15 protein-coding genes and 3 tRNA genes are annotated in these 16672 nt (G+C 64.0%); 4 read left to right on the top strand and 14 right to left on the bottom strand.

Features of this window, described 5'->3' with window-relative positions:
* Positions 1-50: 50 nt before the first annotated feature.
* From DES45_RS19090 to DES45_RS19030, 13 genes are all read right to left on the bottom strand, one after another.
* Positions 51-1241, bottom strand: a complete 1191-nt coding sequence (locus tag DES45_RS19090; RefSeq protein WP_114771637.1) for an NADH-quinone oxidoreductase subunit D — start codon at positions 1239-1241, stop codon at positions 51-53.
* A gap of 12 nt (positions 1242-1253) precedes the next feature.
* Positions 1254-1856 carry an NADH-quinone oxidoreductase subunit C gene (locus DES45_RS19085; RefSeq protein ID WP_114771636.1) on the bottom strand — a complete coding sequence of 201 codons (603 nt, stop codon included), beginning with the start codon at positions 1854-1856 and terminating at the stop codon, positions 1254-1256.
* Between the two features lie 14 nt (positions 1857-1870).
* Positions 1871-2452, bottom strand: a complete 582-nt coding sequence (locus DES45_RS19080) for a NuoB/complex I 20 kDa subunit family protein (protein ID WP_114771635.1) — start codon at positions 2450-2452, stop codon at positions 1871-1873.
* A complete protein-coding gene (locus DES45_RS19075; protein ID WP_114771634.1) occupies positions 2443-2808 on the bottom strand; it encodes an NADH-quinone oxidoreductase subunit A in 366 nt (121 codons plus the stop codon). The genes DES45_RS19080 and DES45_RS19075 overlap by 10 nt, the downstream gene beginning before the upstream one ends.
* Positions 2809-2977: 169 nt before the next feature.
* Positions 2978-3406: a low affinity iron permease family protein gene (locus tag DES45_RS19070; protein WP_114771633.1), complete on the bottom strand. Its 429-nt coding sequence runs from the start codon at positions 3404-3406 to the stop codon at positions 2978-2980.
* Between the two features lie 180 nt (positions 3407-3586).
* Positions 3587-3663 (bottom strand) — tRNA-Asp (locus DES45_RS19065).
* 103 nt (positions 3664-3766) lie between these two features.
* Positions 3767-3842, bottom strand: a tRNA-Val gene (locus DES45_RS19060).
* An 81-nt stretch (positions 3843-3923) separates the two neighbouring features.
* Positions 3924-4202, bottom strand: coding sequence for an HU family DNA-binding protein (locus DES45_RS19055; RefSeq protein WP_114771632.1), 279 nt, complete (start codon positions 4200-4202; stop codon positions 3924-3926).
* Between the two features lie 199 nt (positions 4203-4401).
* A complete protein-coding gene (lon, locus tag DES45_RS19050; RefSeq protein WP_114771631.1) occupies positions 4402-6831 on the bottom strand; it encodes an endopeptidase La in 2430 nt (809 codons plus the stop codon).
* A 229-nt stretch (positions 6832-7060) separates the two neighbouring features.
* Positions 7061-8329 (bottom strand): ATP-dependent Clp protease ATP-binding subunit ClpX, encoded by a 1269-nt coding sequence (clpX, locus tag DES45_RS19045; RefSeq protein WP_114771630.1) that lies wholly within the window; start codon positions 8327-8329, stop codon positions 7061-7063.
* A gap of 226 nt (positions 8330-8555) precedes the next feature.
* Positions 8556-9197, bottom strand: a complete 642-nt coding sequence (locus DES45_RS19040; protein ID WP_114771629.1) for an ATP-dependent Clp protease proteolytic subunit — start codon at positions 9195-9197, stop codon at positions 8556-8558.
* 81 nt (positions 9198-9278) lie between these two features.
* Entirely contained in the window at positions 9279-10676 is a 1398-nt protein-coding gene (gene tig, locus DES45_RS19035) for a trigger factor (protein ID WP_114771811.1), read from the bottom strand.
* A gap of 112 nt (positions 10677-10788) precedes the next feature.
* Positions 10789-10873 (bottom strand) — tRNA-Leu (locus tag DES45_RS19030).
* Between the two features lie 173 nt (positions 10874-11046).
* Between DES45_RS19030 and DES45_RS19025 the strand changes: the two genes are divergently transcribed.
* Positions 11047-12414 (top strand): multicopper oxidase family protein, encoded by a 1368-nt coding sequence (locus tag DES45_RS19025; protein WP_114771628.1) that lies wholly within the window; start codon positions 11047-11049, stop codon positions 12412-12414.
* Here DES45_RS19025 and DES45_RS19020 read toward each other — a convergent pair.
* Positions 12407-13894: an NAD(P)H-hydrate dehydratase gene (locus DES45_RS19020; RefSeq protein ID WP_114771627.1), complete on the bottom strand. Its 1488-nt coding sequence runs from the start codon at positions 13892-13894 to the stop codon at positions 12407-12409. The two genes, DES45_RS19025 and DES45_RS19020, sit on opposite strands and share 8 nt — an antisense overlap.
* A 178-nt stretch (positions 13895-14072) precedes the next feature.
* Here DES45_RS19020 and DES45_RS19015 point away from each other — a divergent pair, with 178 nt between their 5' ends.
* The 3 genes from DES45_RS19015 (at position 14073) to DES45_RS19005 (ending at position 16456) form a co-directional block, all read left to right on the top strand.
* Positions 14073-14411 (top strand): P-II family nitrogen regulator, encoded by a 339-nt coding sequence (locus DES45_RS19015; RefSeq protein WP_114771626.1) that lies wholly within the window; start codon positions 14073-14075, stop codon positions 14409-14411.
* A gap of 65 nt (positions 14412-14476) precedes the next feature.
* A complete protein-coding gene (glnA, locus tag DES45_RS19010; protein ID WP_114771625.1) occupies positions 14477-15886 on the top strand; it encodes a type I glutamate--ammonia ligase in 1410 nt (469 codons plus the stop codon).
* 213 nt (positions 15887-16099) lie between these two features.
* Positions 16100-16456 carry a DUF1236 domain-containing protein gene (locus DES45_RS19005; RefSeq protein ID WP_114771624.1) on the top strand — a complete coding sequence of 119 codons (357 nt, stop codon included), beginning with the start codon at positions 16100-16102 and terminating at the stop codon, positions 16454-16456.
* Positions 16457-16672 lie beyond the last annotated feature (216 nt).

Below are 16672 nucleotides of genomic sequence, written 5' to 3'. Positions count from 1 at the left end.
CGACTTGAACCTTTCGCCTTGCCCGATCCCCGGGCTCGGGCATTGAATCTTCAGCGATCCACCTCGCCGAACACGATGTCGATCGAGCCCAGGATGCCCGCCACGTCGGCGAGCATGTGCCCGCGGCACATGAAATCCATGGCCTGGAGGTGCGCGAAACCCGGAGCGCGGATCTTGCAGCGATACGGCTTGTTGGTGCCGTCCGACACGAGATACACGCCGAACTCGCCCTTCGGCGCCTCGACGGCGGTGTAGACCTCGCCGGCCGGCACGTGGAAGCCTTCCGTGTAGAGCTTGAAGTGGTGGATCAGCGCTTCCATGGAGCGCTTCATATCCTTGCGGGATGGAGGCGCGACCTTGCCGTCGAGGGTCGTGACCGGCCCCTGCCCGTCCGGTGCGCGCAGCTTGGTCAGGCACTGGCGCATGATGCGCACGCTCTGGCGCATCTCCTCCATGCGGATGACCTGGCGGTCGTAGTTGTCGCCGTTCTTGCCCACGGGGATGTCGAATTCCATCTCCTCGTAGCACTCGTAGGGCTGCGACTTGCGCAGGTCCCACGCCACGCCGCAGCTGCGGACGAGCGGCCCCGAGAAGCCCCAGGCCCAGCAATCGTCCAGAGTGAGCACGCCGATGTCGACGTTGCGCTGCTTGAAGATGCGGTTGCCGATCACGAGGGTGTCGAGATCGTCGAGCACCTTCAGGAAGGGGTCGCAGAAGGCCTCGATGTCGTCGATCAGCTCCGGCTGGATGTCCATGTTGACGCCGCCGGGCCGGAAATAATTCGCGTGCATGCGCGACCCGGAGATGCGCTCATAGAAGATCATGAGCTTCTCGCGCTCCTCGAAGCCCCACAGGGGCGGCGTGAGCGCGCCGACGTCCATGGCCTGCGTCGTCACGTTGAGGAGGTGAGAGAGCAGCCGGCCGATCTCCGAGAAGAGGACGCGGATGAGCTGCGCGCGGCGCGGAACCTCGATGCCGAGGAGCCGCTCGACGGCCATGCAGTAAGCGTGCTCCTGGTTCATCGGCGCGACATAGTCGAGCCGGTCGAAATAGGGATTGGCCTGAACGTAGGTCTTGTACTCGATCAGCTTCTCGGTGCCGCGGTGCAGCAGGCCGATATGCGGATCGACGCGCTCGACGATCTCGCCGTCGAGCTCCAGCACGAGGCGAAGCACGCCGTGCGCCGCCGGATGCTGCGGACCGAAGTTGATCGAGAAGTTGCGGATGTTGTGCTCGCCCATGAGCGTCCCGCCTTATGCCTTGGCCTTCTCGTCACCGGGCAGCACGTAGTCCGTGCCTTCCCAGGGCGAGAGGAAATCGAAGTTGCGGAATTCCTGGTTGAGCTTGACCGGCTCATACACCACGCGGCCCTGGGCCTCGTCGTAGCGGACCTCGACGAAGCCCGTCATCGGGAAGTCCTTGCGGAGAGGGAAGCCCTCGAACCCGTAGTCGGTCAGGATCCGGCGCAGGTCCGGGTGGCCCGAGAACAGGATGCCGTAGAGGTCGTAGGCCTCGCGCTCGAACCAGTTCGCGGCCGGGAAGACGCTGATGACCGAAGGGACGGGAGTCGCCTCGTCGGTCTCGACCTTCACGCGGATGCGGCGGTTATGGTGCGGCGCCAGGAAGTGGTAGACCACGTCGAAGCGCTTCTCCCGGGCCGGATAGTCCGCGCCACAGATATCGATGAAGCAGACGAAGCGGCACTGCGGATCGTCGCGCAGGAAGGTGACTGCCCGCACGATGTCCTGGCCGCGGACGACGATCGTCAGCTCGCCGAAGGCGATCGTGCGGTCCGTCACCGCCTCGCCGAGGGACGAGGCGATGTGGTCGCTCAAAGCTTGGAGCTCAGCACTCATCAGTTGACCTTTGCTCAGCGCTCAATCGTGCCGGTGCGGCGGATCTTCTTCTGCAGAAGCAGCACGCCGTAAAGCAGGGCTTCGGCGGTGGGGGGGCAGCCCGGAACGTAGATGTCGACGGGCACGATGCGGTCGCAGCCGCGCACCACCGAGTAGGAATAATGATAGTAGCCGCCGCCATTGGCGCAGGAGCCCATGGAGATGACGTAGCGCGGCTCGGGCATCTGGTCGTAGACCTTCCGGAGCGCGGGGGCCATCTTGTTGGTCAGCGTGCCGGCCACGATCATCACGTCGGACTGGCGCGGCGAGGCGCGGGGCGCGAAGCCGAAGCGCTCGGCGTCGTAGCGCGGCATCGACATCTGCATCATCTCGACCGCGCAGCAGGCGAGACCGAAGGTCATCCACATGAGCGAGCCGGTGCGCGCCCAGGTGATCAGGTCCTCAGTCGAGGTGACCAGGAAGCCTTTGTCGGCGAGCTCGTCCTTGATCCCGACGAAATAAGGGTCGGTGGAGCCGACCGGCTGACCGCTGTTGGGGTCGATGATGCCGCGGGGAGCGGGGGCGACCAGCGTCTGGTTCTCGGCGATCAATCCCATTCCAGGGCTCCCTTCTTCCACTCGTAGATGAACCCGACCGTCAGCACCCCAAGGAAGATCATCATGGAGAGGAAGCCGAACCAGCCCAGGTTTCCGAAGGTGATCGCCCACGGGAACAGGAACGCCACTTCGAGGTCGAAAATGATGAACAGAATGGCGACGAGGTAGAACCGCACGTCGAACTTCATGCGGGCGTCATCGAAGGCATTGAACCCGCACTCGTAAGCCGACAGCTTTTCCGTGTCGGGGCGGCTATAGGCCACGATGAACGGGGCCACGAGCAGCGCCAGCCCGATCACGAGCGACACGCCGATGAAGATCACGAGAGGCAGGTAGTCGGCGAGGAGATTCGTCATGCGACACCTAAAGAAACGAGGCGCGGCTTAAAGCCGGCAACAATCAAGCATTTAATCCGCAGACCGGCCCGAGAGAAGGCCCTGCGACAACGCTGATTGCGGGGCGAGGCTTATCCGAGATCCCCTTCCCTGACAAGTGTTTGACGCGCCGCAAAAGAAGACTTCTAAACTATGAAGTGGCCTTCTCGGCAGCCTTGGCCGCCTTGCGGTTGGCATGGTCTTCGGCCTGGTTTGCGGCGGTTTCGGCCCTAGCCTTGGCCTCGCAGTGAGCCCGGATCTCGTCGAGTTCGTCCTGGGTCAGGTGCTCGATCCCAATGAACACGTTCTGGGCCGCGCTGGCCCGGATCAGCTCGTCCAGCTTGGCCTGGATGGCCGCACCGTCGCGATTCTGGGTGTTCTGGATCAGAAAGACCATCAGGAAGGTCACGATCGTGGTGCCCGTGTTCACGATGAGCTGCCACGTGTCGGAGAAGTGGAAGACGGGGCCGGTAACGGCCCAGAGGATGATGATGGCAACCGCGGCTGCAAAGGTGGCCGGACGGCCCGTCGCCTGTGAAACGCGATTCGAAATCTCGGTGAAGGTCTTCGAAAACCACATGTTCCTGCGCCTCAACCTCCCGGCTGATAACGCACAGCTTGCGAAATGGTCCCAACCGGACTCCGGGGGCGCAGTGACGCAAGGGAATTAGGCTGAAGGAGCAGCAGTCGGGCGGCAAGCCGGCCTCTGGCGATGCGGATCCATCACCTGCCGGCGCATATCGATGTTCTGCTAAGGAAGTGGCGCGGGCGACGGGGCTCGAACCCGCGACCTCCGGCGTGACAGGCCGGCACTCTAACCGACTGAGCTACGCCCGCGCATCGGACCGCCGAAGCGGTGTGGAGGCGGTTTACGAGGGCCCCCGACCCCTGTCAAGCGTTCCTTGTCGCCGATCCGAAAATCGTGCCGGGAACCTTGAAATGGTGGGCGGTGACGGGCTCGAACCGCCGACCCTCTCGGTGTAAACGAGATGCTCTACCAACTGAGCTAACCGCCCGCTTTGTCCCACATAAAAAGAGAAGGCCGACAACGCAAGCGCGGTCGGCCCTCTTTGAAGCGATCGTCGCTGAAAAAGCGGTTACTTCGCGTTCACGGCATCCTTCAGGCCCGCGCCGGCGCGGAACTTCGGAGTCTTCGAGGCCGGAACCGTCACCTTCTCACCGGTGCGCGGGTTGCGGGCCTCGCCGGCGGCGCGGTTGGTCACCACGAAGGTGCCGAAGCCGACGATCTTCACCTCGTCGCCCTTCTTGAGCGCACCGGTGATGGCCTCGATGGCGGCGTCGACCGCCTCACCAGCCTGGCCCCGCGTCAGACCCACCTTGTCGGCGACGGCCGCAACGAGCTCGCCTTTGTTCATCTTTTTGTCCTCCAGTGATCACGGTAGCCAAAAAGGAATATGTGCCACCGTTTCAGGGATCATCCCTCTGGCGTAAAGCTAGTCCGTATGCAAGCCCCGAACTGGCTGAAAACAGCCGGTTTTTACGATTCTCAAGCAAAAAAAGAGCCCCCGGATTTGCCGTCCGGGGGCCCGATAATGAAGTGACGTAACGTCAGTTTTAGTGGGCCACGACCCCGACCGAGTCGTCCTCGACGGCCGGCGTCTTGGGCGCCTTCAGCACGGATGCCTCGTCCCATTCGATGGGCTCGGGCATGCGCACCAGGGCGTGCTGGAGCACCTGATCCATCATCGAGACCGGAACGATCTCGAGACCGTTCTTCACGCTCGCCGGGATGTCGACCAGATCCTTGGCGTTCTCCTCGGGGATCAAGACCTTCTTGATGCCGCCGCGGAGCGCCGCCAGGAGCTTCTCCTTCAGGCCGCCGATGGGAAGCACCCTGCCCCGCAGCGTGACCTCGCCGGTCATGGCGATGTCACGACGGACCGGGATGCCCGTGATGACGGACACGATCGCGGTCCCCATGGCGATGCCGGCCGACGGGCCATCCTTGGGCGTGGCGCCTTCCGGCACGTGTACGTGGATGTCGCGGCGATCGAACAGGGGCGGCTCGACGCCGAAATCGACGGCCCGGGAGCGGACATAGGACGCCGCGGCCGAGATCGATTCCTTCATGACGTCCCGGAGATTGCCCGTGACGGTCATCTTGCCCTTGCCCGGCATCATGATGCCTTCGATCGTGAGCAGCTCGCCGCCGACCTCGGTCCAGGCCAGGCCCGTGACCGCACCGACCATGTCCTCGGTCTCGGCCTCGCCGTAGCGATAGCGCGGGGGCCCAAGGAAGTCGGGCAGGTTGGCGGTGGTCACCTCGACCTTCTTGACCTTGGTCAGGAGGATCTCCTTCACGGCCTTGCGGACGAGGTTGGCGAGCTCGCGCTCCAGGTTGCGGACGCCCGCCTCCCGGGTGTAGCGCCGGATCAGCATGAGCAGCGCCTCATCCCCGATCTCCCACTCCTTCACCTCGAGGCCATGCTTCTTCATGGCGGACGGGATCAGGTGCGTGCGGGCGATCTCGGCCTTCTCCTCCTCGGTGTAACCCGCGATGCGGATCACCTCCATGCGGTCCAGGAGCGGAGCCGGGATGTTGAGCGTGTTCGCCGTGGTCACGAACATCACGTTCGACAGGTCGTAATCGACCTCCAGGTAGTGGTCGTTGAACGTGCTGTTCTGCTCCGGGTCGAGCACCTCGAGCAGGGCCGCCGACGGGTCGCCGCGGAAGTCCATGCCCATCTTGTCGATCTCGTCGAGCAGGATGAGCGGGTTGGACGTCTTGGCCTTGCGCATCGACTGGATGATCTTGCCGGGCATCGAGCCGATATAGGTCCGGCGGTGGCCGCGGATCTCTGACTCATCCCTCACGCCGCCGAGCGACATGCGCACGAACTCGCGGCCCGTGGCCTTGGCGATCGACTTGCCGAGCGAGGTCTTGCCGACGCCCGGAGGGCCGACGAGGCAGAGGATCGGACCCGTGAGCTTGTTGGCGCGCTGCTGCACGGCCAGATACTCCACGATGCGCTCCTTGACCTTGTCGAGGCCGTAGTGATCGGCGTCGAGCACGTCCTGGGCGACCTTGAGGTCCTTCTTCATCTTCGAGCGGCGGTTCCACGGGATCCCGAGCAGCCAGTCGAGATAGTTGCGCACGACGGTGGCTTCCGCGGACATCGGCGACATCTGGCGGAGCTTCTTGAGCTCGCCCATCGCCTTCTCGCGGGCTTCCTTCGTGAACTTGGTCTTCTCGATCTTCTCCTCGAGCTCGGCCAGCTCGTCGCGACCTTCGTCGTCGCCGAGCTCCTTCTGGATCGCCTTCATCTGCTCGTTGAGGTAATACTCGCGCTGCGTCTTCTCCATCTGACGCTTGACGCGGGTGCGGATTCGCTTCTCGACCTGGAGCACCGAGATCTCGCTCTCCATCAGGCCGAGCACCTTCTCGAGGCGCTGGGCGACGGTCGGGATCTCAAGGATCGCCTGCTTGTCGGCGATCTTGATGGCCAAGTGGGACGCGATGGTGTCGGCGAGCTTCGCGGGCTCGTCGATCTGCGTGACCGCCGAGACGACCTCCGGAGAGACCTTCTTGTTCAGCTTCACGTAGTTCTCGAATTCCGACACGACGGAGCGGGCAAGAGCCTCGGCCTCGATCTGGTCGCCCAGGGAGTCCGGGAGCACCTCTGCTTCCGCTTCGTAATATTCTTCGGTCTGAGTATAGGCCTTGACCTTGGCACGGCTCGCACCTTCGACAAGCACCTTGACGGTGCCGTCGGGCAGCTTCAGGAGCTGGAGCACGCTGGCCAGAGTACCGACCTTGTAGATCGCATCGGCGGCAGGATCGTCATCCGTCGCATCGATCTGGGTCGCCAGGAGGATGTGACGGTCCCCCTTGACCACTTCCTCAAGCGCTCGGATGGACTTCTCGCGGCCGACGAAAAGCGGCACGATCATGTGCGGGAAGACGACGATATCGCGCAGAGGCAGAACCGCGTAGGTTCCGGTCGAGCCTGGAACGACAGGCTGACGTGGCTTCGATTGTGTCATAAGACGACATCCTTTTGACTGCGCCCGTTCGGCCCCTCCGATAAGCTGGCCTGCGGACGAAAAACCGGAACGCTCGAGCTTTTTATGATTGCTGCATCCGGTACGCGGCGCCGTCCCTCGGGAAATGAGCTGACGACGGTCGCGTCAGAGATAATGTGGCGTGGCGGGTAGAATGTTTCAAGAACGGCACACCCGCCATGCTTATTGTCGTTAGGTAACCCCGCGGGCCTCAGGCGCTCGCGCTGGCGGTCTGCTCCCCACGGTCGCCGTGGATGAAAAGCGGCTTGGCCTTTCCTTCCACGACCTCGGGGCCGATGACCACCTGCTCCACCGAGTCCAGGCCCGGCAGGTCGTACATGGTCTCGAGCAGGATGCCTTCCATGATGGACCGCAGGCCGCGGGCGCCGGTCTTCCGCTCGATCGCCTTTCGGGCGATCATCGACAGGGCCTCGTCCTGGAAGGTCAGGTTGACGTTCTCCATCTCGAAGAGGCGCTGATACTGCTTGACCAGGGCGTTCTTCGGCTCCTGGAGGATCTTCTTCAGAGCCTCCTCGTCGAGATCCTCGAGGGTCGCCAGGACCGGGAGACGGCCCACGAACTCGGGGATGAGGCCGAACTTCAGCAGGTCCTCGGGCTCCACCTCACGGAAGATCTCGCCCGTGCGCCGGTCGTCAGGCGCGCTGACGGACGCCCCGAAGCCGATCGACGTACCCTTGCCGCGGCCGGCGATGATCCGCTCGAGGCCCGCGAAGGCGCCGCCGCAGATGAACAGGATGTTCGTGGTGTCGACCTGCAGGAACTCCTGCTGCGGGTGCTTGCGGCCGCCCTGCGGAGGCACGGAGGCGACAGTGCCTTCCATGATCTTCAGGAGCGCCTGCTGCACGCCCTCGCCCGACACGTCGCGGGTGATCGACGGGTTGTCGGACTTCCGGGAGATCTTGTCGATCTCGTCGATATAGACGATGCCGCGCTGCGCCCGCTCGACGTTGTAGTCGGAGGCCTGGAGCAGCTTGAGGATGATGTTCTCCACGTCCTCGCCGACGTAGCCGGCTTCCGTAAGGGTCGTGGCGTCCGCCATAGTGAACGGCACGTCCAGGATCCGGGCGAGGGTCTGCGCCAGCAGGGTCTTGCCCGAGCCCGTGGGGCCGATCAGGAGGATGTTGGACTTCGCCAACTCCACGTCGTTATGCTTCGTCGCGTGAGCGAGGCGCTTGTAGTGGTTGTGCACTGCAACAGAGAGCACCTTCTTGGCGTGCTCCTGCCCGATCACGTAGTCGTCGAGAACGCGGCTGATTTCCTTGGGAGTAGGAACCCCATCGCGCGACTTCACGAGCGACGATTTCGACTCCTCGCGGATGATGTCCATGCACAGCTCGACGCATTCATCGCAGATGAAAACGGTCGGGCCAGCGATCAGCTTGCGAACCTCATGCTGGCTCTTGCCGCAGAAGGAGCAGTACAGCGTGCTCTTGGAGTCGTTGCCGCCAGCCTTGGTCATTATCACATCTCCAATCGGTACCAGGTCGGCCACATGCCGGCCGGGCACCCTTCAGTTTATGAGCGCCGGAGCTAATGAAAGGTTCCGGCGCTGAGAATCCGAGCCACGAAAATTATCTTGCCTCCCGAATCCCCATGCAAACATGCGAATGATGCATGATCAATAGGAACGCGGCCGCACGCCAAAAAGACGCATCCGGGAGGAATTTGTCCCCAGATTTTAGGGGTTAGGCCGTAGGTCCGACCGGGGTGGTCGGCTCGGGGCGCTTCGACAGGACTTGGTCGATGATGCCGAATTCCTTGGCTGCATCGGCCGTCATGAAGTTGTCGCGCTCCAGGGCCTGCTCGACCGCCCCGATATCCTGGCCCGTGTGCCTCACGTAGATTTCATTGAGGCGGCGCTTCAAGGCCTCGCTCTCGCGGGCATGGATCATGATGTCCGTCACCTGGCCCTGGTAGCCGCCGGACGGCTGGTGAACCATGATTCGGGCGTTCGAGAGGGCGAAGCGCTGGCCGGCCTCGCCGGCGGCCAGGAGCAGCGAGCCCATCGAGGCGGCCTGGCCGACGCAGAGGGTCGAAACCGGGCAGCGGATGAACTGCATCGTGTCGTAGATCGACAGGCCCGAGGTGACCACGCCGCCGGGCGAATTGATGTAGAAGGAGATTTCCTTCTTAGGGTTCTCGGCTTCGAGGAACAGGAGCTGCGCCACGATCAGCGAAGCCGAGTAGTCTTCCACCGGCCCGGTGAGGAAAATAATCCGCTCACGCAGGAGGCGCGAATAGATGTCGAAGGCGCGTTCGCCGCGATTCGACTGCTCGACCACCATCGGGACGAGCGTGTTGTTAAAGAGGGCGACCGGATCTCTCATCGTCTCACTGCTCCAAAAGTCCGGCCGCGCGGTCGCGCGGCCGTTCAAAATGATGCTAGCGGCGAGACGCTTGAAAGGGCGTTACTCGCTCTTGCCAGCCTTCTTTCCGCCCTTGGCCTTCGTCTCGGACGCGGCTTCCTCGCCCTCGTCGTCGCCGAACAGCGCCTCCTTGGTCACGGTCTCGTCGACGACCTTCACCTGCGACAGGATCTGATCGACGACCTTTTCCTCAAACAGAGGCGCCCGGATCTCAGCAAGGGCCTGCGGGTTCTTCTGGTAGAACTCCCAAACCTGCTTCTCCTGGCCAGGGTACTGGCGGACCCGCTCGATGAGAGCCTGGGTGACCTCATCGTCGGAGATCTTGATATCGGACTTCTCACCGATCTGTGCAAGGACCAAGCCGAGACGGACGCGACGCTCCGCGATCCTGCGGTACTCCGCACGTGCCTCCTCCTCGGTGGTGTCCTCGTCCGCGAAGGTGCGGTTGTTGGACTTCATGTCCGCCTCGACCTGCGACCACACGGCAGCGAATTCCTGCTCCACGAGGCTCGGGGGCAGATCGAAGCTGTAGCGGGTGTCGAGGGCGTCGAGGAGCTCCTTCTTCACCTTGCGGCGGGACTGCGCGTCGAAGTCCTTGCGGATCGCGTCGCGGATGGCGTCCTTGAGCTTGTCGAGGGACTCCATGCCGAAGCCCTTGGCGAGCTCGTCGTCGATCTTCAGCTCGCCCGGAGCCTCGACGGCCTTCACGGTCACGTCGAACTCGGCGTCCTTGCCGGCCAGGTGCGGCGCCAGGTAGTTGGTCGGGAAGGCGACCTTCACGAGCTTGGTGTCGCCGGCCTGGAGGCCGACCAGCTGGTCCTCGAAGCCGGGGATGAAGGTGTTGGAGCCGAGCTCCACGCGGATGTCCTCGCCCTTGCCGCCTTCGAACTCCGTGCCGTCGATCCGGCCAACGAAGTCCACGACCACCCGGTCGCCGTTCTCGGCCTTGCCATCCTTCGGCTCGAAGGAGCGGTTCTGCTTGGCCATGCGCTCGAGCGACTCGTTGATCTCGGCGTCCGTGACCTCGACCACCGGCTTCTTCACCTCGACGTCGGAGACGTCGATCAGGTCGAAGGTCGGCAGAACCTCGAGAGCCACCGTGAAGGCGAGGTCGCCCTTGGCGTCCATGGCCTTCTCGATCTCGTCCTGGTTCTCCGGGAACTTGATCTGCGGCTCGAAGGCCAGCTTGAGGCTGTTGTCCTCGACGATCTTGCGGTTCGCCTCGTTGACGGCGTTCTGGACCACGTCACCCATGACGGAACGGCCGTAGACCCGGCGGAGGTGACCGACCGGCACCTTGCCGGGACGGAAACCGTTCAGACGCACGCGGTCCTTGAGGGTCGCCAGTTCGTCGTTCAGGCGCTGCTCCAGCTCGGTTGCGGGCAGCACGACCTTGAATTCTCGCTTCAAGCCTTGGGACAGTGTTTCCGTCACCTGCATGATGTCATTCGCCTTCATTCACTCGAAAAATCTGTGTCCCAGGCTCCGGCCGAGGCGGCGTGACGCCGTCAACCAGGCCGAAGGAGCCGTCCGGATACCAATCTGACGGGATTGGTGCGGGCGGAGGGACTCGAACCCCCACGACTTTCGCCGCTGGAACCTAAATCCAGTGCGTCTACCAATTCCGCCACGCCCGCGCGGGAGGCGGCGCGATGCACGCGCCCCATCGTCCGGACGCGGCTCTATAACACGGTGAATATTTGGTGCATCAAAAAAGTTGGGGCTTCCCGGCGCAAAAGCAACCAAACTTGGCCGTTGGCGTTCAACGCTTTACCGACAGCCCTGCCCCTTCTTTATAGATGAGTCGTCCATGATCACTCGCCGCGCCGCCCTTGCCGGACTGACAGCCTCCGTGGCGAGCATCCCCCGGTGCGGCTTCGCCCAGCCGGCGCCCTCTGCGGGGAAGGTCGAGGGACTGGGCACTGTCGTCTCACCGACCCTGGTCGCGAAGCCGACTCAGCGGCGGCTCCGCCCGGATGCGGGCCAGGAGGCGGAGATCTGGACGTTCAACGGCGAGTTGGCTCCGGCCGTGAGGATCAAGCACGGCAGCGAGCTTCGATTAGCCCTCCGCAACGAGACACCGAAGCCTCTTTCCCTCCATTTCCAAGGGATTCGCGGCCCGAACGCAATGGACGGCGTCGGTGGACTGACACAGGATCCGGTGCCGCCCGGCCAATCCTTCGAATACCGCCTCACGCCGCCCGATGCCGGCACCTTTCTGATCCGCCCCTGCGTCCTCGGGGGAAGCGCCGAACCCCTCGAGCGCGGGCTCTCCGCCCTGTTGATCGTGGACGAGAAGGATCCGCCCCAGGTCGACGCGGACATTCCCCTCCTGGTCGACGATTGGAGTCTCGGTGAGGACGGCTCGCTCGCGCCCTTCGATGAGGCTTCGCGAGAGAACCCCGCCGGGCGCCTCGGGAACCTTCTGAGCGTCAACGGCAAAGCCACCCCGTTCCGGGTCGAAGCGCCGCAGGGCGGGCGGGTGCGCCTGCGTCTCGCCAATGCCTGCAACGCGCGCGCCATGCGCCTGAGATTCGACGGTCTCAAGCCGTTCATCATCGCCATCGACGGCCAGCCGACCGACACCTTCGAGCCCCTGAAGGCCTCGCTCCCCTTCGCGCCCGGCTCTCGCTATGACCTTCTGGTCGACCTGCCCGCGGAGCCGAACGTCACCGGCACGGTCATGGCGATGGTCGGCAACGGCTTTCCGCTGGTCGAGGTCGTCACCACTGGAGAGAATCGCCCTCCTCTGCCGGCCATCGCGCCCCTTGCGCCGAACAAGGCCCTGCCGGATACGATCAAGCTCCAGGCGGCGACCCGCAAGGACGTGGTCATCAAGGCACCGGCGGGCGCCGGAAGCCCATGGACGATCAATGGGGCGGCGGGGTCCGTCGCGGGCGCGCCGCTCCTGAAGGTGAAGCGCGGCTCTCCCGTGGTGCTGACGCTGACCAACCAGACGCCGATGGTCCAGCCGCTTCATCTCCACGGACATGTTTTCCGCCTGCTCCATCCGCTCGACGACGGCTGGGACCCCTACTTTCTCGATACGGCTCAGGTTCCGGAGACTCGCACCATCCGCATCGCCTTCGTGGCCGACAACCCGGGCAAGTGGCTCCTGGCGTCGACCGTGATGGAGCGCTTCGACCGGGGGCTCTGGACCTGGATCGAGGTCACCTAAGCAGGTCGCGCAGGACTCCCGGGAGGAGGCCGGCGAGGTCCTCGGAAATGAGGCCCGGCCCGAAACCCGCTCCCGCCTCCGCGTGGATCCAGGTTCCGGCGCAGGCGGCCTCGAAGGCCGGCAGCCCCTGCGCCATCAGGCCCGCGATGATGCCGCAAAGGGTATCGCCCGAGCCTGCAGTTCCAAGATAGGGCGTCCCGTTCTCGTTGATGGCCGCGCGTCCGTCCGGCGCCGCAATCACCGTGTCCGAGCCCTTCAGAAGCAACACCGCTCCGGTATAGGCCGCCGCCCGTCTCGTCCGCTCGACTTTCGACGGCGGATCAAGGAGATCCGGATGTCCGCTGAACAAGCGCTTGAACTCGCCCTCGTGCGGCGTGAGCACCGTCGGCGCTTGCCGGAAGGCCTGGTGGAGCTCGGATGACAGATCCTCGAACGATGTCAGCGCGTCCGCATCCAGCACGAGGCTGCGCTGTGCCTGCACCGCCACGGCCACCATGGCCCGCGTATTGGCATGGATGCCGAGCGCCGGGCCCAGCACGAGCGCGTTGAACCGTGGATCCTTGAGGATGTGATAGAGCCCCTCCGGCCCGTCGCAGCCCCGCAGCATGACGGCGGTGAGGTGGGCGGCATTGACCCCCAGTGCCTCAGGCGGCGAGGCGATCGTGACGAGTCCCGATCCGATCCTGAGCGCCGCCACGGCGGCAAGCCGGGCCGCGCCGGTCCGGGTCGCCCCGCCCGAGGCGACCAGCGTATGGCCACGGTCGTATTTGTGTGAGGCCAGGTCCGGCTTCGGAAGGTGAGCCCGCCAGAGATCGGGACTGTTGACGAAGAGCTGTCCGCTTACCGCGGACAGGGTCTCCGGCAAGATGCCGATGTCGGCGACCTCCACCGGCCCGCAATAGGCCCGACCCGGCATCAGGAGATGGCAAGGCTTGCGAGCCGCAAAGGTGACGGTGCGGACCGCCTTGATCACCACCCCGCGCACGTCGCCCGTTTCCCCGTCGAGCCCCGAAGGCAGGTCGACTGCCAGGACAGGCCGCCCCGCGGCGTCGATCTGCTCGACCAGAGACCGGGCGGCGCCGTCGAGATCACGTGCGAGGCCGGTGCCGAACAGGGCGTCGATAACGAGGTCGGCCTCATGGAATCGCGCCTCTTCGGCAGGAACGACCTCGCCATGCCAGCCGCTGGCGGCCTCGGCCGCATCGCCCCGCATCCGGTCGATCCGGCCGAGAGGCACCACGGCGACATCGAAGCCGTCGGCCGCCAGGGCCGTGGCGGCCACGAAGCCGTCGCCGCCATTGTTGCCAGGACCGGCAGCCACGAGAATGCGGCCCCCCGGCGCCGTCATCCGCCTCGCCGCATCCGCGACGGCGCGTCCTGCACGACGCATGAGATCGAGTCCCGGGGTGCCGGACGCGATGGTCGCAGTATCCGCCCGGGCCATTTCGTGGGGGGTCAGGATGAGTTCTGGAGGCGCCATGGCGGGGTCTCAGCCTAGTTTTGAGCCGTGAAGATTACGAATGGTGCAGGTGCACAAACTTTAATCAGACGCTGCTCTTCCAAGCGGCAAAAGTACGGGCTTTCATGGGCTGGAGCCATGGAAGGCACCTCCTGCTGGTGCTAAAAGCGGCAAACCTCGAACTGAAGCGGTTCACCGGATGAAGAAAATTGAAGCCATCATCAAGCCTTTCAAGCTCGATGAAGTCAAAGAAGCCCTTCAGGAGGTCGGCCTCCAGGGCATCACCGTCATCGAGGCCAAGGGTTTTGGGCGCCAGAAGGGTCATACCGAACTCTATCGCGGCGCCGAGTACGTCGTCGACTTCTTGCCGAAGGTGAAGCTCGAGATCGTCCTGAGCGACGACATGGTCGAGAGCGCCATCGAGGCAATCCGCAAGGCGGCCCAGACGGGTCGCATCGGCGACGGCAAGATTTTCGTTTCGACGGTCGAAGAGGCCGTTCGCATCAGGACAGGCGAGACCGGATCCGACGCGATCTGAGCTTGCTTTCGACACCGAGGCCCAGGGCCGCGGAAAACTTAAGGCCAGAAGAGGACCATCAAATCATGCAGACCGCCAAGGATGTGCTGAAGGCGATCAAAGACAACGACATCAAGTATGTCGATTTCCGGTTCACGGATCCGCGCGGCAAGTGGCAGCACGTCACCTTCGACGTCTCCATGGTCGATGAGGACCTGTTCGCGGACGGCGTCATGTTCGACGGCTCCTCGATCGCCGGCTGGAAGGCGATCAACGAATCCGACATGGTGCTGATGCCCGATCCGACGACGGCGCAGGTGGACCCCTTCTTCGCCGCCTCCACCCTGTCGATCGTCTGCGACATTCTCGAGCCGGCTACGGGCGAGCCATACGAGCGCGATCCGCGCGGCATCGCCAAGAAGGCCGAGGCGTTCCTGAGGTCCACCGGAATCGGCGACACGGTCTATGTCGGCCCAGAAGCCGAGTTCTTCATCTTCGACGACGTGAAGTTCATGGCCGACCCGTACAACACAGGCTTCAAGCTCGACGCTTCCGAGCTGCCGACCAACGGCGACAGGGACTACGAGGGCGGCAATCTCGGCCACCGCATCCCGATCAAGGGCGGCTACTTCCCGGTGCCGCCGCTCGACTCGGCCCAGGACATGCGCGGTGAGATGCTCGCCGCCATGGCGGCCATGGGCGTGACCGTCGAGAAGCACCACCACGAGGTTGCCTCGGCCCAGCACGAGCTCGGCACCAAGTTCAACACGCTCGTGAAGACCGCCGACGAGATGCAGATCTACAAGTACTGCATCCACAACGTCGCCCAGTCCTACGGAAAGACCGCGACGTTCATGCCGAAGCCGGTCTATGGCGACAACGGCTCGGGCATGCACGTGCACCAGTCGATCTGGAAGGACGGCAAGCCGATGTTCGCCGGCAACAAGTATGCCGACCTGTCTCAGGAGTGCCTGTGGTACATCGGCGGCATCATCAAGCACGCCAAGGCGCTGAACGCCTTCACGAACCCGTCGACGAACTCCTACAAGCGTCTCGTCCCAGGCTACGAGGCTCCGGTGCTGCTCGCCTACTCGGCCCGCAACCGCTCCGCCTCATGCCGCATTCCGTGGACGACCTCGCCCAAGGCCAAGCGCGTCGAGGTTCGCTTCCCCGATCCGACCGCGAACCCCTATCTCGCCTTCGCGGCCCTGCTCATGGCCGGCATGGACGGCATCCTGAACAAGATCGACCCCGGCCAGGCGATGGACAAGGATCTCTACGATCTGCCGCCGCGCGAGCTGAAGAAGATCCCGACCGTCTGCGGCTCGCTGCGCGAGGCGCTGGCCAGCCTCGACAAGGATCGCGCCTTCCTGAAGGCCGGCGGCGTCTTCAACGACGACTTCATCGACAGCTACATCGAGCTGAAGATGGCGGAGGTTGCCCGCTTCGAGATGACCCCGCATCCGGTCGAGTTCCAGATGTACTATTCCTGCTGAGCAGGAACCGATCGTTCCTCCCGACTGCGGTCGCGCAGTCTCCTCCGCCGGAGCCCGAAAGGCTCCGGCTTTTTTGTGCCCGGATGACCGGTCGAACTTCGAGCGTGAGCGAGAAATGCCAAGGCCCAGCGTGGAACGGCGCATCACCCAAAAGAGTTAGACCGGCTGTCGTGGATGGGCTGTCCGCCCTTATCATTTCAGAGGAGACACGACATGAAATCGCTGCACGTTGCGACGGCCGCTCTCGGCCTGCTGACCGCAGCTCCCGCCGTGGCCCAGACCTCCGTGACGACGACCACCACGACATCCGCCGATACGACCGGCTCGATCACCATCGCTCCGGAGAAGCGCACCGTCATTCGGGAAAGGCTGACCACGGCGAAGCCCGTCACGTTCAAGGAGAGGGTGACGGTGGGCTGGACGGTGCCGGACAGCGTGGAGTTGCAGGCCGTGCCCGAGACGATCGTGTCCGACGTGCCGTCCGTCAAAGGCTACCAGTATTTCGTCTACAACGACGACGTGGTCCTCATCGACCCGCAGACCCGCAAGGTCGTGACCATCGTCGAGTAACGCTCTTCGCAAGCCGCCACGCACCGGCTGAGCCACGGCCGGCGGCTCGAAGTCCAGAGGGATCAACAACAAAAAGGCCCGGGAGAGATCCCGGGCCTTTCAGGTTTGCCGTGAGGCAAGGGGTCTTAGTAGGTGCCGAACTTGAAGTTCAGGCCGGCGCGCACGACGCCGAACTCGGCGTTGTTGCGGTCGCCGTAGTAGCCGAAGGCGTCGTTC

The sequence above is a fragment of the Microvirga subterranea genome (assembly GCF_003350535.1).
GTDB classification, from domain to species: domain Bacteria; phylum Pseudomonadota; class Alphaproteobacteria; order Rhizobiales; family Beijerinckiaceae; genus Microvirga; species Microvirga subterranea.
Note: the sequence above shows the minus strand (reverse complement) of the source record. Positions and strands in the feature narration are given on the sequence as shown.

What these genes read in the sequence shown, in the direction of transcription:
- clpX (WP_114771630.1), bottom strand. Translation starts at nt 8,329, where the DNA reads ATGACCAAGGCTGGCGGCAACGACTCCAAGAGCACGCTGTACTGCTCC.
- tig (WP_114771811.1), bottom strand. Translation starts at nt 10,676, where the DNA reads ATGCAGGTGACGGAAACACTGTCCCAAGGCTTGAAGCGAGAATTCAAG.
- DES45_RS19085 (WP_114771636.1), bottom strand. Translation starts at nt 1,856, where the DNA reads ATGAGTGCTGAGCTCCAAGCTTTGAGCGACCACATCGCCTCGTCCCTC.
- DES45_RS19015 (WP_114771626.1), top strand. Translation starts at nt 14,073, where the DNA reads ATGAAGAAAATTGAAGCCATCATCAAGCCTTTCAAGCTCGATGAAGTC.
- DES45_RS19080 (WP_114771635.1), bottom strand. Translation starts at nt 2,452, where the DNA reads ATGGGATTGATCGCCGAGAACCAGACGCTGGTCGCCCCCGCTCCCCGC.
- DES45_RS19020 (WP_114771627.1), bottom strand. Translation starts at nt 13,894, where the DNA reads ATGGCGCCTCCAGAACTCATCCTGACCCCCCACGAAATGGCCCGGGCG.
- lon (WP_114771631.1), bottom strand. Translation starts at nt 6,831, where the DNA reads ATGACACAATCGAAGCCACGTCAGCCTGTCGTTCCAGGCTCGACCGGA.
- DES45_RS19025 (WP_114771628.1), top strand. Translation starts at nt 11,047, where the DNA reads ATGATCACTCGCCGCGCCGCCCTTGCCGGACTGACAGCCTCCGTGGCG.
- DES45_RS19005 (WP_114771624.1), top strand. Translation starts at nt 16,100, where the DNA reads ATGAAATCGCTGCACGTTGCGACGGCCGCTCTCGGCCTGCTGACCGCA.
- DES45_RS19055 (WP_114771632.1), bottom strand. Translation starts at nt 4,202, where the DNA reads ATGAACAAAGGCGAGCTCGTTGCGGCCGTCGCCGACAAGGTGGGTCTG.
- glnA (WP_114771625.1), top strand. Translation starts at nt 14,477, where the DNA reads ATGCAGACCGCCAAGGATGTGCTGAAGGCGATCAAAGACAACGACATC.
- DES45_RS19070 (WP_114771633.1), bottom strand. Translation starts at nt 3,406, where the DNA reads ATGTGGTTTTCGAAGACCTTCACCGAGATTTCGAATCGCGTTTCACAG.
- DES45_RS19090 (WP_114771637.1), bottom strand. Translation starts at nt 1,241, where the DNA reads ATGGGCGAGCACAACATCCGCAACTTCTCGATCAACTTCGGTCCGCAG.
- DES45_RS19040 (WP_114771629.1), bottom strand. Translation starts at nt 9,197, where the DNA reads ATGAGAGATCCGGTCGCCCTCTTTAACAACACGCTCGTCCCGATGGTG.
- DES45_RS19075 (WP_114771634.1), bottom strand. Translation starts at nt 2,808, where the DNA reads ATGACGAATCTCCTCGCCGACTACCTGCCTCTCGTGATCTTCATCGGC.